General features: G+C 65.2%; 8 protein-coding genes. 7 read left to right on the forward strand and 1 reads right to left on the reverse strand.

The genetic code is table 11. The features are described from left to right. Nucleotides 1–138 precede the first annotated feature (138 nt). Complete coding sequence (locus ADL12_RS17025) at nucleotides 139–1,572, reverse strand: HNH endonuclease signature motif containing protein (RefSeq protein WP_244187916.1); 1,434 nt, start codon at nucleotides 1,570–1,572, stop codon at nucleotides 139–141. Between the two features lie 729 nt (nucleotides 1,573–2,301). Here ADL12_RS17025 and ADL12_RS17030 point away from each other — a divergent pair. From ADL12_RS17030 to drmB, 7 genes are all read left to right on the forward strand, one after another. Further along, nucleotides 2,302–2,685, forward strand: coding sequence for a very short patch repair endonuclease (locus tag ADL12_RS17030; protein ID WP_062703282.1), 384 nt, complete (start codon nucleotides 2,302–2,304; stop codon nucleotides 2,683–2,685). Nucleotides 2,686–2,788: 103 nt separating this feature from the next. Beyond that, entirely contained in the window at nucleotides 2,789–3,760 is a 972-nt protein-coding gene (locus ADL12_RS17035) for a DNA cytosine methyltransferase (protein WP_062703284.1), read from the forward strand. A 35-nt stretch (nucleotides 3,761–3,795) separates the two neighbouring features. After that, nucleotides 3,796–4,956, forward strand: coding sequence for a DNA cytosine methyltransferase (locus ADL12_RS17040; RefSeq protein ID WP_244187917.1), 1,161 nt, complete (start codon nucleotides 3,796–3,798; stop codon nucleotides 4,954–4,956). 905 nt (nucleotides 4,957–5,861) lie between these two features. After that, nucleotides 5,862–10,583 carry a DEAD/DEAH box helicase gene (locus tag ADL12_RS17045; RefSeq protein ID WP_079052083.1) on the forward strand — a complete coding sequence of 1,574 codons (4,722 nt, stop codon included), beginning with the start codon at nucleotides 5,862–5,864 and terminating at the stop codon, nucleotides 10,581–10,583. Further along, complete coding sequence (locus ADL12_RS17050) at nucleotides 10,580–12,097, forward strand: nuclease-related domain-containing DEAD/DEAH box helicase (protein WP_062703286.1); 1,518 nt, start codon at nucleotides 10,580–10,582, stop codon at nucleotides 12,095–12,097. The genes ADL12_RS17045 and ADL12_RS17050 overlap by 4 nt, the downstream gene beginning before the upstream one ends. Then, nucleotides 12,094–15,267, forward strand: coding sequence for a helicase-related protein (locus tag ADL12_RS17055; RefSeq protein WP_062703288.1), 3,174 nt, complete (start codon nucleotides 12,094–12,096; stop codon nucleotides 15,265–15,267). Before ADL12_RS17050 ends, ADL12_RS17055 begins: the two co-directional genes overlap by 4 nt. Then, nucleotides 15,248–17,059: a DUF1998 domain-containing protein gene (gene drmB / locus ADL12_RS17060; protein ID WP_062703290.1), complete on the forward strand. Its 1,812-nt coding sequence runs from the start codon at nucleotides 15,248–15,250 to the stop codon at nucleotides 17,057–17,059. Before ADL12_RS17055 ends, drmB begins: the two co-directional genes overlap by 20 nt. Nucleotides 17,060–17,064 lie beyond the last annotated feature (5 nt).

A 17,064-nucleotide genomic window follows, 5' to 3' on the forward strand; every position in this document is an offset into this window, starting at 1 on the left:
CAACTCAACGTTCCACGGCCTGGACGCGCACACCCCCCCAGAACCACCCCTGGCTCATGCTTTTGAACGGAGGCGGCTCGATGCCGCCCCCGGATCCACGCGCTGAGCGCGGTCGCGTGTCGTCGTGCTGCGCAGTGCTCACTCGCGATAGACGGGTGGGGTGTTGGTGTAGGTGTGCCCCGTGGGGGCGGTCCAAGTACTGATGCCGGTGTGGAGATCACGGCTGACCCGCCACCCAGGGTGGTGGGTCTTGAGCCGATGATGCCGACGACACAGCGGCTGCAGATTCTCCGGAACGGTCGGCCCGCCCCGCTCAGGATGGCGATGGTCAAAGGGCCGGACGTGATCGAGGTCGCAGCGATGGGCAGGCATCCGGCAGGAAGGAAAGGCGCAGTACTGATCCCGAGCGATCACGTGCCGCTCGGTCTCGGCGGTGGGCCGGTAGGTAGTGGGGTCGGTCTTGATGAGCAACCCGGTCTCAGGGGCGGTAAGCAGCCGCCGCCAGACACTCCCCGGAGCAAAGGCAAGCTCCCTGGCCTGCGAGGCGGCAACGGGCCCGTACCCCTTCAGCTCAGCAGGCCCGTCCTCCTCCCCAACCAGGATGTCGAAGGGCACAGTCACCTGCACCACAACACCCGTGCGCCCCACCCCACTCACCCCGCCCGCGCCTGAACCCCCCACCGCCCCGGGCTGATTGACGACCAGGTCGAAGAGCGCGTCGGCCCGCTTCTGCTCCAGACTGCGCCCGTCATCGGCGTAGCCCTGGGCCCGACTGTCGACGGTCCGCTCCATGAGGGCGGCCTGCTGCGCGGGCAGCACGGCCCCGAACAGGGCCATCCCGTCCTCCTGCGGATAGTGCTTGATGCCGCGCTCCCGCACCCGCTGCCGGTGACGCTGTTCTGCCTCCTCGGGATCGGCCCGGTGGATCTCCCGGCGCAACGCCGCCCGCGTCTGCCCGGCCGCCTGCGTGGGCATCTTGACCGCCATGACCTGCTCGACCTGAGCGGCGGCACTGTCGTCGACGACTTGCAGTTGCTCGGCAAGAGTCTGCGCCTGGACGTAGGAGATCTGCCCGGCGGCAAGAAGCCCGGTGGTCGTGTCATGCCGGTCGGCCAGCAGGGTGGCCGCCTCCAGACGCCGGGCAGCCGTGACGTTGGCCAGCCGCAGCGCACAAGCAACCTCTTCCACGGCCGTATCCCAGTCCGCGGCGAAGACATCGCCCAACCTCCCGCCCGCCGCGAGGATCATCTCCTCGGGGGTATCGGCGTGCGCGGCGATGGCCGCCAGCACCTGAACCTGCTTGGCCTGCAACCAGGACAGGTGCTGCTCCAACACGACCAGCGCATCAATCCGCCCCCGAGCCGACAACTGCGCCAGATCAAGCTCATCCAACAGCCCGGCCACCTGCGCCGACGGCCCCTGCTCCCGCAGCCCCGCCACCCACTCATCCAGGGCCCCAGCCAGCACCACGCCCGCGCCCGCAACATCGCCCTCTCGCCCATCCGACACCAGGCCAGACGACACCCCACGCCCAACACTCGCCGGCTCGGCCCCAACCTCGGCCACGGACACGACACTCACCCCCCTTGCAGCCCCCAACGGCACACCGAACTCGCGACGAGCCCCGAGCGAGTCGATACTGCCAATTATCGCTCACACAGAGTAATAACACCAGGTCAATCCGGCACTCGAAAGGGTGAACCACCCCAGAACAAGCACCCCACCCACCAGCGACACACCTCTCGATCACCACCACCCGGACGGCGCGACTCACCCTCAGGACCCACCCCGCGACCACCGGCCACCGGCCGCCAGCCGCCAAGCCGCCCCGCCACACCCCCGCGACCGACCGCGCCCCACCCACCGACGGAATGCCGCTGACCCAACCCGGCGTGCAGGCGAGACGCGGACGCGCCCCCAACCCGGCCGGCCACGCAGCCGACCCCACCGCAACCAACCTGGGCCACCCACCTTTCCGGGCCGCCCGCTCGCTTCTCCCCCGTGCTGGAGCGGGCCGCGTCCAGGGTCGGCCGAAGGCCGATCGGCGCAGCCGACGCGGAACGCAGCGCAGCGGAGTGAAGCGGAGTGAAGCGGAGTGAAGCGGAGTGAAGCGCCCTTGACGCGGCCCGCGGAAGCACGACACTGCGAAAGAAGCGGGCGGCCCCGACGGTGAGGGCGAACTCCGCCAGGGAGACCGTGCCCCTCCGAGCCGCAGCCACTCCTTGGCCGACAGCTGCCATCCGCCGGCAGAATGCTCTCGTGACAGGTGCCGTTCCGTCCTCTCCCTCCGTCTCCGCCCGCATGAGTCGGCAGAACTCTCGCGACACGGCCCCCGAGGTCGCGGTCCGAAGGCTCCTGTACGCCACCGGCCTGCGTTACCGGGTGAACGTGCCGGTGCCCGGCATGCCCCGTCGCACGATCGATATCGTCTTCCCCAAGGCCAAGATCGCCGTATTCCTGGACGGTTGCTTCTGGCACGGCTGCCCCGAACACGCCACGCAACCGAAAGCGAACGCGGAGTGGTGGCGCGCCAAGCTGGACAAGAACATCGCCCGGGATCAGGAGACCACAGAGCACCTGCGAGAAGCAGGCTGGATGGTTCTTCGCTATTGGGAACACGAAGTACCGGCCGCCGTGGCTGAAGACGTCCGGTCCACCATCCTGCGCCAGAGGTCCGGGAAATGAATCAGGCCACGACAGGCGGTGGCGGGCATTCACCATCGACATCGCCGTGGATCAGGCCTACCTTCTTGGCATATTCACTGATCCACTAGGGCAGGGAGACTTCATGGGGAGACTGACATCGGTCGACGTGTGTTCCGGCGCGGGGGGACTCGCTCTGGGCCTGGAACGCGCCGGCTTCGATCCGGTTCTTCTCCTGGACAACAAACCGGTCGCCTGCGAAACGCTGCGCCGTAACCGACCGTCGTGGAATGTCCTGAAGATGGATCTTCTGGAATTCAATCCGATCGCACACCGGGAGACCCACAACGTCGACTTGCTCTCCGCAGGCCTGCCCCGCGTGAAGTCGTCAGCGACGACAAAGCGCGTGGAGACGGACCTCGAACTACGTTTGCTGGAGGCCACAATCGTCGCGGCTCGTGCCATCCAGCCGAAGACCTTGCTGATCGAAAACGTACCTGAACTTGCAGCGTCCCCGGATTTTGAGGAGGTTCGCAGCCACGTACAAAATGAACTCGATCACCTCGGATATAAGTTTCACTGGTTCGTTGTCAACGCCGCGGATTTCGGTGTCCCTCAAGACCGCAAACAGGGGGTACTGGTGGCGTTGAAGAATCGCTTCTTCGATCGCTTCCAGGCCCCAACTCCCACCGTGACCCGCCACGTGACAGTGGGCGAAGCCCTGCTCCCATCAATGTCGGCACGCGGCTGGACCGGTGCTGCCGAGTGGGCGGCACAGGCCAATCGCGTGGCTCCGACTCTAGTGGGCGGATCCGACAACCGCGGGGGCGCCGACCTCGGCTTGACAGGAACCAAGAGAGCCTGGGCCCAGATGGGCATCAACGGCGCGGCGTTGAGCGATGAGGTACCAGGACTGGACGGCATCCAAGAGTCGGACTCATCGGACTCTCCCCTGAAGAAACTGACCGTGGAACAGACGGCCGTTCTTCAGTCCTTCCCCAGCGATTGGATCTTCGCAGGCAAGAAGACAGCCCGATACCGCCAGATCGGACACGCCTCACCGCCCCCGGTCGGCGAGGCCCTGGGGAGGGCGATCGCCGAAGCCCTTCGGGACTGATCGCCCGCCTGGCCAGTTCTACCCGCATCTGCGGTATGGACAAGAGCACCACCTACCGCCGGCTACACTTCGATGCCATGACCCCCGTACAGCCCCAGTTGCCTCAACCTGCGCTTTTCCGCATCGTGGACTTGTTTGCCGGTCCCGGCGGACTCGACATCGCGGCTGAGGCACTGGGGGTGTCGAGCATCGGTGTCGAATGGGATGCAGGCGCGTATGCCACCCGAACCCAGGCTGATCTGCTCACCGTTCACGAGGATGTCCGCAAGTGCAAGCCCACCGACCCGGCCTTCCAGGGTGCCAACGTCCTGGCGGGCGGACCGCCGTGCCAGACGTTCACCGTCGCCGGCCACGGCGCAGGACGTCGCGCCCTGGACACCGTGCTGAAGTTCGTCCAGCGCCTTGTCGATCGCGACAAATGGTCCAATATCGAAGCGGATCTGGCTGAACTGGAGGACGAGCGCACCGGATTGGTGTTGCAACCTCTCCACTGGGCTCTGGAAGCCATCGACAATCCTGAGCTTGATCCGTACCACGCCATTGTTTTGGAACAGGTTCCTGCAGTGCTCCCGGTATGGGAGGCGTACGCGAAGGCGCTCAGCGACGACTACGACACCGACTTCGGCGTCCTCCATACCGAGGAATTCGGCGTCCCTCAGACACGTCGACGCGCCGTGCTGATCGCACGCCGTCGCAATGAGGACAACATTCTTCACAGCCCTGAGCCGCTCAGGCTGCCCGCTCCAACCCACCAACGCTATCGGGGAGGAACGAAGGTGGAGGACGAGGGCTTCCCCTTCGCCGCAGTTATGCCGGACAGATGGGTGAGCATGGCGCAAGCACTGCCGGAGCGTGCCGCCCCGTTCACAGTGATCTCCAATTACGGCACCGGAGGCGACCCCAAGGCGCGTGGTGAGCGACGGTCCGACCAACCTTCGGCGACAGTAACGGGCAAGATCTCCAGGAACCGTGTGGTCGGACCCGACGGAATCGATCGATTCTCCTTCTCCGAGGCCGGCCGCCTCCAGACGTTTCCCGCGGCCTATCCATGGAGCGGCAAGGACATCTCGCAGCAGATCGGCAACGCCGTTCCGCCCCGGCTCGGGATGCACATCATCAGCGCGGCACTCGGTCTCGGGCGCCCCTCGAAGGAGGCCCTGGACCGGCTGGCCTCCTGGAGGCCAGCAGCACGCTGACAGGGACAAGGTCGGTTCGTGATAGCGAGTGCAGGGTCAAGCAGGACGACGATGGTGTCGCCGCTGTCGTCCAGGCCTTGAGGCCGTAGGGGCTTGAACAGCCCCGGCCGGGGGATCGCTGTCGCGCTTCGGCGCGGCCGGGTTGCCCGTGCAATCGATGAGGAAGTGCTGCTGCAGCAGCAACTGAGGGCACAGAGCGCCCGGCTGCGGCCGGGACAGCGACTCTGGAAGTCTCCGGGGTAGGCGCAGCCATAAGCGCTGGCATGCTTGGGCCGAGTGAAGGGGTGCCTGGGCCAGTTGCACAGCCGTACGCATCGCGCGCACCGCTCTGCCCACTTGGGCGTTACCGGCTCGTCGAGCACTCGGGAGCGGTGCGCTTGGTCTCCTGCGGGGCAACCGTGCACCGACTCCGACATCGACTCCAGTCGCGTCGACTCCCATGCTGCGCCGAGAATACGTGCAATTGGTGCGCTGCCTGCCTCGCACCTTGACCAGCCCGGCCTGCCGGACCGTTCGTCCTGAGCCACTTGGTTGCGAGGTTCAGGACATCGCACTGCGGCGGAAGCCAGGATCGCTGGGGTCCTAGACCGCGCAGTCGGCTGGGAGTGCCGGGACGACTCCTTGACGCTCCGGGATCGACCACGAGAAGTGGAGCACAGCCGACCGCGCGGCTGACTTCACGACAATATGTCGACGTTCGCCGTAGGTTCCCATCTACTGCCTCGAAGTACCAATCTGATGATAAGAAGTCGATCTGTCGGTGACTGCGTCTACAGTCCGTGGCAGGTCGATGGTGCGTGACGTGACGCACTGTCGAGGAACATGGGCGATCGACGTTCGGGAGCCACGTAAGTGCAGGTCTGGCAGTGGGGCGTTGCGGTGTCGGCAGCCGAGGCGGTGCAATCGTGACGAAGAAGCATGCCGAGTGGGTCCCGGACGCGGGACTGGTCCATGAGGTCGACGATCTCTTCAGGCGAGCGATCGAGTCGTATCGGGCGAACCCGAATCTGATCACGGAGCACGCCAATCACGAGGAGTCCATCCGCGTCGGCGGTTACGCCAACCGCACACTCCTCGAACTGGTGCAAAACGCCGCCGACGCGATGACCGGGGCAAACGAGCACGAGGAGAGCGCCGGACGGGTCGAGATCGTCCTCGACCTCGACCACCAGACCTTGTACTGCGCGAACGCCGGCCGTCCGTTCTCGCGAAGTGGCCTCACGGCGATCGCGCACGCACACCTCAGTGGCAAGAGGGGCGACGAGATCGGGCGTTTCGGCCTCGGGTTCAAGTCCGTGCTTGCCGTCACGGACGCTCCGCAGGTCTTCAGCCGATCGATCTCCTTTGAGTTCAACTCAGCCAAGGCAAAGGCTGCTATCGCGTCGATCGGGTCGACGGCCAGGAGGTTCCCGGCCCTGAGGACCGCGACGCGGATAGATGCCGAGGCCGAGTTCGCCAAGGATCCGATTCTGGCGGAACTCGCGCCGTGGGCGGCGACCATCGTCAGGCTGCCTCGTGCCCTGAAACTGGAGAACCTCAAGAGGGAGATCGAGGAGTTCCGTTCCGAGTTCCTCCTCTTCGTCAATGCTGTGCGCGAGGTTCGGCTCCGAGTGATTGGGGCGGACGCCGACTTCGTGACGAGCCACGTGTCACGCGACCTCGGCGGAAGCAGGTTCCGGATCGAGCGCCCCGAGGGCGACCACGACGAGTGGTACGTCAAGGACCAGATGCACGCACCCAGCCCCGAGGCGCGGTCCGAGGTCGGTGAAGCCGTGTCGCGTGACCAGGTGAAGGTGACGGTTGCCATGCCGGCACGCATTGCTCAGCTGAGAACGGGCGAGTTCTGGTCGTACTTCCCCCTCCAGGACAGGACATCTGCGTCCGCTCTCTTCAACGCCCCCTGGAGCGTCAACGACGACCGCACCACATTGCTCGAGAACAGGTACAACCGAGAGATCCTCGTGACACTCTCCGGAATGTTCCTCGACATGTTGCCGGAGGTCTCGACCGCCGATGATCCGGCCGCGCACCTGGACTACATGCCGGCCCGTGGTCGCGAGGCTCACTCGTTCGGCGACGAGATCCTCTGCGCCCATGTCCCGCAGCTGGGATCCGAGATGGCTTTGATCCCCGACGCGACCGGCGTCCTGCGCACACCACCGCAGCTTCGCCCTCTCGACTTTCTCAGCAACGGTGCCACCGAGCGCAACCACGAAGAGTGGATCGAGTCGCCCAACACCGGGGACGACGTGCCGCACTGGCGTTGCTATGCCAGCAGCCAGCGTGTAACCCGCTTGAGGACGCTCTACGTGTACAGCGCCTCCTCCGCCTTCGTGGACTCGCGTTCCAGGGACGATGCAAAGGCCTTGGAGAAGATCCGCAAGAGGGGCATCCTGACCTGGCTGCGTGAGTGGGCGGAGGGGGACGACATGGCCTCCGCTGCGAAGGCGCTCGAATTCGTGCTGCAAAACCCCAGAGTCGACGGCATCAACTCTGCGAAGGTCATTCCGACGACCGACGGCATGCGGTCCCTCAACGACCGTGGCCATGTCTTCCTCCACCGTGTCGAGGACATCGACATCGAAGGTGCGTGCTTCGTCGATCCCGGCCTTCTTGCCGTCCCCGGCGTTGAGAAGAAGCTCAGTGACAGGGGGTTCCGTGACCTGGACCCGCTCGCGAAGTTCGAGGCCAGGATGGCCAAGCTGTCGCCGGAGGCGGAGGACGAAGAACTCCCGAAGTTTTGGGCCGCAGCCACCGATGTGCCGATGGCGCAAGCCCAGAAGGTCGTATCCAGCAACAAAGCGGGAGGCGTCAAGGTACCGACCCGCGACGGCGGCTGGGCTTTGCCCGGGCACGTGCTGGACATCGACGGGCTCCGCGACGGCACCCCCGATCGCGTGCTGGATCGGACCCGGTGTGTTCCGGAGATCGCGCATGCGGCAGGCGTCATCACGGATCCGGTGGCTTCGTACTCGATCGAGGATGAGATCCACTACGAGGACTACGCCCAATATGTGTTGGAGGAGCTGAACCGGAGGCTCGGTCCTGGGGAGCGCCCCATCGAGCAGGTCGAGTTCGACAGGGGCGACGGCCCCGGCCCATTCTCGGCGCTTCTCATGCTGAAGGAAGCGCAGGCTCCCGATGCCATCCGTGAGCGGTGGACGGAACGGCTGCTCAGGCTTGACGGGGAAGGCTACTGGCTCTGCACGGACATAGACACGGGTCTCACCCACCGAGTCGTTTCCCCTGTTCGATGGGCAGTGGATCGAGCAGGGGTGTTGAAGTCCACACGCGGCTACCGGGCTCCTGGCCGAGTCGTCTCGGCATCGCTTGTCGAGTACGAGGCCCTACTGCCTCTCTTCCGCGGTCCCCGCCACGTCGAAGACGCTCTGGCACTACCCAAGGAGCTGAACGAGGTTCCGGCAGAGGTCCTGCGCGAAGGACTCGAGGCAGAAGTCACCTCACCGATCAAGAATGGCGCGTTGACAGGCTTCGTTCTCACCGCCGGCAGGATTGCGTTCCCAAACGGGCATCCCGTGCGTATCCCTGCCCGGGTGGGACGCGTCATCGAGTCGAGGCGTCCCGACGCGGTGTACTTGGCGACGACCGAGGAGGAGCGCACTTTTCTCTTCGCGCGACTCAAGCCGTACCTCAGGGCGGATCAGGAGGAAGCACAGCTGCTCGTCGCAGCGGTCGGATGCCGCCGCTTCGAAGACAGCTTCTCCTTCTCGCTGTTGGTGGACGGCCAGCAGGACGCCGAGCGGGTCCTCGACCTGTACGCAGGACTCCGTTCGACGTTCGTCGAAGACAAGGTCGTGAACGCAACCGTGGCGAAGGCCGTTCACGTCACGAAGCGTGTGACCACCGAGGACGGTGTCGAGGACCAGTCACTCGAGTGGCACCGCGACGGACTGACCCTCGTAGTCCGAGCCGACCTCGACGAACAACGTGTCCTGCAGATCATCAGCGAAGCATTCGATCTTGGCCTGACGAACGCCGAGTTGAGCGAGATCCTCCAGGCACGACTCGACCAACGACTGGAGGGACAGCGGCAGGCCGCCCGCGCCGCATCCAGTGATGCAGAACGTCTTGAGGTCTTCTTCGGTGACGACACGCTGAAGGAGATCCTGCCGAAGGGGCTCTGGCAGGCGCTCGAAGGGCAGGGCCTGGTGGACGACTCCACGTCCGTCGCGAGGCTCTTCCTGACCGTCTACGGCAGCGACTCGATCAGGCTCCTCGCGGACCAGTTCAGCGCGGAGGGATACACCGACGTTCCCACGACGTGGGCCGGGGGCGCGTCGACCATCGCCTGGCTCCGGAAGATGGGGTTCGGCACGGAGTACGCCGGACGTCGTGGCCGGCATCAGGACGACGAGTTCGTCGTGCCCGGTGCCGTGAAGCTCAACGCCCTGCACGACTTCCAGAAGAAGATCAGTGGGGAGCTGCAGGAGGTCCTGACAGAACGGGACGCCGACGGTCGCGCACGCAAGGGCATGGTGGAGCTGCCCACAGGAGCTGGGAAGACGCGCGTCGCCACCGAAACCGTACTGCGGCTCTTCGTCGACGGGGAGATGAGCGGAACGGTGCTATGGATCGCGCAGTCGGAGGAACTCTGCGAGCAGGCTGTGCAGACGTTCAGCACCGTCTGGCGTTGGCTCGGCGACGAGCGTCCGTTGACGATCGGTCGGCTCTGGAACACCAATGTCGTCCACGAGCCCGATACCGAGTTCAGCGTGATCGTGGCTACTGACGCGAAGCTCGACAGGGTGGCCGACACCCCTGAGTACGAGTGGCTGAGTCGGGCATCTGCGGTGTTCATCGACGAGGCGCACCGAGCCGGTGGTTCGAAGATGTACACGAAGATCCTCAGGTGGCTCGGAGTCGACGGTCGAAGCTGGGAACGGCCTCTGGTGGGCATCTCGGCGACCCCGTTCAAGGGGAGTGGCGACGTCACCGAGCCGACCAGGGAGCTGGCGGCTCGCTTCGGTCACCACAAGATGAGCGCCTTCGACGGCAATGCCTATGAGGAGTTGTCGAAGAGGGGTGTCCTCGCCCGAGTCCGCCACGAGGTGTTGCGGACGGGCGTGGATGTTCGACTGAAGCCGGATGAACTTGCGCAGGTGCAGTCGTTCCGCAAGCTCGAGCCCAAGGTTCTCGACCGCATCGGCCGGGACCAGGCCCGCATGAAGATTCTCGTGGAGCACATTCTGAGCCAGGACCCGGAATGGCCGATCCTTGTGTTCACGCCGAACGTCCTGTCCGCCCAGGTTCTTGCTGCGACGCTCCGTTACCGGCAGGTCGCGGCAGAGGCAGTCAGCGGTCAGACCGGACGGCAGGCGCGCCGTGACGTCATCGAGAAGTTCAAGAAGGAAGAGATCCGAGTTCTGGCCAACTGTGACCTGCTGATCCAGGGCTTCGACGCGCCAGGTGTCCGGGCCCTGTACATCGCGAGGCCGACGTTCAGCCCCAGCGCATACATCCAGATGGCCGGCCGCGGTCTGCGTGGCCCCGAGAACGGCGGCAAGCCGGAGTGCCTCATCGTGGACGTCGCCGACAACTTCGGGGCAGTCAACGACTTCCTCGGATACCGCGTTTACGAGGACCTCTGGCGAAAGCAGGGAGCATGATCCTCATACCCGATCTCGCCGACATCGAGACGACGACCACCAGCAACGCCGAGCGGCGGGTGGCACGGCTGCTGAGATCCATCGACGGGCCCAAAGGCGCTGTCGCCTTCCACTCCGTGAAGCTGCGAAGCCATGCGATCAAGCAGCAGGGTGAGGCGGACTTCGTCGTGCTCTGGGACGGTGTCGTCATCCTCATCGAGATCAAGGGCGGGGGCGTCAGGAAGTACGACGGTGTCTGGTACTCCATCGACCGCCACGGTGACTGGAAGAAGTTGCGTGAATCCCCGATGGACCAGGCACAGTCGGCGATGTACGCGTTGCGCGACATACTGCGCGAGGAGGGTGTCGGCTGGTTTGCGTCCGAGGCCGTTGCGCTCACGCCCGACATAGACGCCCCTCCTGCAGCCGTCGAGTGGAAGGGGAGCCACTGGTGGGCCAAGGACCAGATGAGCATCGCCGCAATGACGGAAGCGTTCGAGAGGGTTGCCAGCGGGGCCAGAACCGCACCCCTCGGGGCCAGGGTCGCTCGGCCCGAGACTCTCCGGGCGCGTCTCTTCGGTGAGTTCACGCGGATGCCCGTCATCGACGCACAGCGAGGCGCCGTCATAGAGGAGCAGAACCGGGCGACCGAGGGGCAGGCCCGTGTCCTTGCCGCGCTCTCGCGGAACCCCAGGATGCTTGTCTTCGGTGGTGCAGGCACCGGGAAGTCATTGGTTTTGGCTGAAGGCGCGAAGCAGGAGGCCGGCGAGGGGAGATCGGTGCTCATCACCTTCCACTCGCCTGCTCTCGTCGACTTCTTCGGCCCGCGGATCGAGGGCAGGCACATCGATCTCCTTCCGTTCGCGGACCTGTCCGGCGACAAGCAGTACGACGTAGTCTTCGTCGACGAGGCACAGGACCTCATGAACGCCGAGGGCATGGATGCACTGGACTCCGTGATCCGCGGAGGTCGCGAAGGCGGCCGATGGAGAATGTTCCTCGACCCCAACAACCAGGCACGTGTCGATGGTGAATTCGACCCGGACGTCTGTGAGTTGGTACAGCAGGAGGCGCTCCAGTACGACCTGGACCGGAACGTTCGCAACACAAGGGCGATCGTCCACGTGGTGCAGGAGTACCTCGGCGCCGATGTCGGAGACCCAGGCATCGTCCACGGCGACCGGGTGGAATGGCGGTGGTCCGACGGGACGGCCGACGTCGCCGCGGCCGAGGCTGTGGCTCGAGACCTCGTGGCGAACGGGGCTCGCCGCCAAGACATCTGGATCATCAGTGTTTCCGGGGACGGCGAGCCGCGCAGGACCAAGGCCGGATTCCTCGTGACGAACCCCCGGTTCGCCAAGGGACTGGAAGCAGAGCACGTCATTGTCTGCGACCTGCCCCAGGAATACGACGACCATGGAGTGGCCGCGTTCTACGTGGCCGTCACGAGAGCCCGGGTCACGCTTCACGTGGTCGCGTCCAAGGAGGACAAGAGGCGGCTCCAGGACCTTCTTGGAAAGCAGGTTGGCAAGTGAACCTCACAGCGGCCCAGAAGGAGGCCCTTCAGCATCTCCGCACGTCGTATGTGGGACCTGAGGCAGGAGACGACGAGGTCACAACGAACTTGCCTCACCGGCAGTACGCCGTCGGCATGCTGTTCCCGGTCCCCGCCGAGGTCGTGACCAGCGGGCGTCGTGACGGCGGGGACGATGACGTCTCCGCCGATGTTCCCCAAGGTGATGTCGAGGAGGACGGCGCCGGGGTTCCCCTGGCCGAGGATTGGAAACCCTCCTCTGTCGCGCTCTCGTTCGTCACCGACGGGGACTCGGTCGACGTGGACTTCTCGTGCGGCACGTATGCGGCCGTCGAGGGGGACGGGCCCCCAAGGTGGAGGCGGACTCCGTTCCCTGCCTACGACCTCGTTCTCCGGCGAGAGGACGGGCCGGTGGACCTGGTCGTGAACGGCGTGTCGGTAGAGGTCGGATCGCGTTGGCGCAAATTCAAGGGTGACTGGCTGGTCACGGTGCACGTTCGAGTTCTCACTGAATCCACCGGTGACGACCGACTCGACATTCCCTTGATGCTGTTCCAGGTGCAGTTGGCAGTTAGGCCTTCCGCGGGCGCGCAGATCCTGGAGTACGACACGACGCGCTCGATCGACGCCGACCCGGAAACGGCCGAACTGCGCCTGCGATACCGCAATAGAAGGGTGTACGCGGTCGGGCACGGTATGGCCGCGGACTGGGAGTTCGCCGAGGGGCATTGCATCAGGGCCTTCCTGGATCCCGTACCCGCCTTCGTGGTGCCCGCCGTCGAGACGACAGGGTTCGACGAGGGCACGACTGAAGCCAAGTCTTTGGAGCTGAAGCACCTCCAAGAGATCGACCCGGCTCCGGACGCAGTGCTTCGGTCCCTGGACGCGTTTGTCGACGCATTCGCCGACTGGGCTTCCCAGCAGAGGGAACGAGCAGAAACCTTCGGCACGGACAAGACAGTGGCCGTCCGCATCGCACAGCGTTCGGAGGACGCCGCCGACAGGATGAGGAAAGGAGTGGATCTCCTTCGGGCACCTGGGCAGGAGAAGCTCCGCACAGCCTTCTCGCTCGGCATGACCGCCATGCGCCTCCAGATGCGGCAGGCGGAAATCAACCGTGGAAAGCCGGAGGAGGACGTGCCGGAGCCACACTGGCGCCCCTTCCAACTTGGGTTTCTGCTCGTCTCGTTGGCATCCACCGTCGATGAGACGCACAAGGACCGCGAACTCGTCGACCTCATCTGGTTCCCCACAGGTGGCGGAAAAACCGAGGCGTATCTGGGCCTCGCCGCGATTGAGATCTTCCGGCGACGACTTACTCATGGCCTGGCCGGCGGAGGAACTGCCGTCATCACCCGCTATACCTTGCGGCTCCTGACCTCTCAGCAGTTCCAGCGTGCAGCGGCGCTGGTCTGCGCGATGGAGAGGCTGCGGGCCACGGACGACCGGGCGAAGGGGATGGCGCCGTTCTCGATCGGCCTCTGGGTGGGCAACGACGTCACCCCTGGTACGCGCGGAGATGCACGGGACGCACTCAAGCGCCTTCAGAAGGCTGCACGTCCGGAGGAGGCGAACACGTTCCAGGTCGAGAGCTGTCCTTGGTGCCTGACGCCTATGGTGCCGAAGCTCAGGAGCGACAAGCCGCAGGACTATGGCATGCGCCTGGCGGGTACGGACGTCGTGCTTCATTGCGTCGACGAGTCGTGCGAGTTCGCCGACGAACTTCCGCTCGCGGTGGTCGACGAGGTGCTGTACGACGAGCCGCCCACGATACTGCTGGCCACAGTCGACAAGTTCGCGCGTCTGCAGTTCAGGCCCGAAGCCGGCAGGCTGCTCGGCCTCGGGACCACATTCAAGCAACCGTCCATGGTCATCCAGGACGAGCTGCACCTGCTCTCAGGGCCGCTCGGGACCACTGTCGCCGTCTTCGACGCCGTCATCCAGCTCCTGCTGAGCCGGGCGGGCTCCAGTCCGAAGATCGTCGCGTCGACAGCGACCATCCGTGCCTCCCAGGAACAAGTGGAGGGGCTCTACGGGCGCGAAGTTGCCCTGTACCCGCCATCAGGACTCGATGACGACCGGACCTTCTTCTCCCGTCCGGTCGAGAGCGGAGAAGGACGTCTCTACGTCGGTCTCATGCCACAGTCGGTCTCGCAGCCGTCGGCCGTCATCGCCGCGGTCACACCGATGGTCGAGATTCCGGAGGTGTTGGCCGCCCGCGCACCGTCCGCCGCGGCCCGGGACGCCTACTGGACGCTGGTCATGTACCACAACAGTCTTCGCGAGCTCGGCCGTACCGGGACGCTGGTCGTCGACGACGTCAACGGCCGTCTGGAACCCCGCGCCGAACGACTGGGCCTGCCGCTGCGCTCAGTCAGGGCGGGCAAGGTCCTCGAACTGACCAGCCGCCGCGGAGCCGAGGAACTGCCGAACGATCTCCGTGCGCTCCGGGTCAAGGCCGACGTGTCGTCGGAGGCCATTGACGTAGTCCTCTCGTCGAACATGCTCTCCGTCGGCATCGACATCCCCAGGCTCGCGCTGATGCTCATGGTCGGGCAGCCGAAGACCACGGCAGAGTACATCCAGGCCACCAGCCGTGTCGGACGTGGCGACACGAGGGGGGTCGTCGTCACACTGTTCAGGTCGAGCAGAGCCCGTGACCGGTCACACTTCGAGACCTTCCGCGGCTACCACGAGGCTCTCTATCGGAGCGTGGAGCCCACGAGCGTCACACCGTGGTCGTTGGCCTCACGCGACCGATCCCTCGCGGGTGCGATCGTGGCTCTGCTGAGGCAGTCGTTCACAGTGCTCGCCCCCAACGACGCTGCAGATCGGTTCGACCTCGGGGACGGCAGGCTCCACGACGCGGTCGATCGACTCGTGGAAAAGTTCCTCGGCTACGTGACGCGTACCGACAGTTCCGAAGCCGCGGAGACCCGCTCCGAAGTGTGGAGCCTCCTGAAGGACTGGGACCGTCGGGCAGCACTGGCACGCGAGTCGGGCGAGCCCCTGTACTACCAGAAGAAGGACCAGGCAGCTCTGTTGAAGAAGTTCGGTCAGCCCGGCGAAGGCTGGCTCGTCGGAGACTCGATGAGATCCGTGGAGCCCAACGTGGCGGTCGAGGTCCAGGAGCCTCGGGAGGAGGTGCACCGTGGAGAAGATCAGGCATGACCTCCGTCTCTCCGAGACGATCTCACCCTTCGGCGTGGGAGCGATCGTCGATGTCCGAGGCGAATCCCTCATGGCACCGGATACGTCCTGGTGGGACAAGAAGTTCGCCCACGAGATCAGCTGTGAGCGCCTGATGGCCCGCCTCGGGGCCGGTGTCCTGAGGCAACCGCCGGCACACGCGGGTCCTGCCGGCAAGGACACTCCCGCGCTGCCCTATTGGCGCTTTCCCGCATGGCGATTCTGCGAGCGTTGCGACAAGGTCTCGATGCTGACCGGGAAAAAGAAGGGAAAGTGGAGCAACACTTGCGAATGTGGTGGCCAGTTGGTGCCCATGCGCTACATCGCGGTCTGCGAAAAGGGCAGCCATGTACAGGACATCCACTGGTTCCAGTGGGCGCATCGGGGGCGTGCGGCGAGTCTGAGCGAAGCAGTTCGCTTCTGCCGTGACTACAAGTCGCTCAGGTTCCGCAAGCTGGCCAGCCGCGGCGAGGGCCTCGCGTCACTGGTCGTCCAGTGCTACGGGTGCGGGAATTCACGCAGCCTTGCTGAACTCGTGGCGAAGGGCGCCCTGCATCGGGACGGGATCCGTTGCGGTGGGCGACAGCCCTGGGAGCCGGAAGAGTCCGTCAAGACGCCTTGTTCGTACGAGTTGGTCGCCGTGCAGCGCGGTGCCACGGGCAACTACATCGCCGAAAGGATCTCGGCTCTCGACATACCGGAAGAACGCCCTCAGTCCGAAGAAGTCGCTGACAAGATCCGTGGTCACATGCTCTTCGAAAGAGTGGTGACGGACAACGGCGGTCCCCAGTCGGAATTGCTTGCAGGGTTGATTGCCGAGGATCTCGGAGTGGCGCCGGAAACCGTCCTTGCCGTCGCCGCAGGGGAGGAAAGCACTGCGGACGAGATGCTCCTCGACCTCAAGGACGGTGAGTGGGCAGCGTTTCTGAAGAAACTCGACGAAGGACGCGACGGCACGGGTAGTGACTTTGTCGTGGACGGCCGGAGCCTCGAAGGGGTCGTAGGACCGGAGAGCCTGCTCAGCAAGATCGCCGGAATCGGGCAGGTGCGTCGGGTACGGGAGGTCCGTGCTCTGCGCGGATTTCGGCGCCATGATGCGGAAGCAGCGATGATCAACGCCGATCTGGGGACGAACCGGCGATATCGGCCCACCTATCCGGCAATCGAGCTGTTCGGAGAGGGCATCTTCCTGCGCTTCGACGAGAAGAAGCTCGCTGAATGGGAAGCACAGCCAGGGGTACAGGCACGCGCGCGCATTCTCAAGGAGCGTAGGGCCGACTCTCCGTGGGCCGGCCGCCTCAATGTGCCTGAGCCCAGGTACATCGCACTGCACACGCTGGCGCACCTGCTCATACGCCGCCTGGCCTTCGCAAGCGGCTATGCGTCCGCCGCTCTGCAGGAACGGATCTACGCCAACTCCGACCGTACGGACAAGACGGCCGGGGTCCTGATCTACACTGCGGCGGGCGACGCTCAGGGAACCCTCGGCGGCCTTGTCAGGCTCGGAGAGCCCGGGAAGCTGATCCCCCTCCTGGTGGCAGCCCTGGACGACTCGGACTTCTGTTCCAACGACCCGGTCTGCATCGAGAGCGACCGGCAAGGAGCCTCGCAACTCAACCTCTCGGCGTGCCATGGCTGTTCACTGGTGAGTGAGACATCATGTGAGACCGGAAACCGGCTGTTGGACCGGCAACTGGTCCTGGGGGGAAGCGACGTGAGTGGGCTGCTCGACGACGTTCTGAAAGAGGTCCGGCGCCCAGATGACGGCTCTTGAGTTGC

This window comes from Streptomyces regalis, assembly GCF_001509475.1.
GTDB lineage: Bacteria > Actinomycetota > Actinomycetes > Streptomycetales > Streptomycetaceae > Streptomyces > Streptomyces regalis.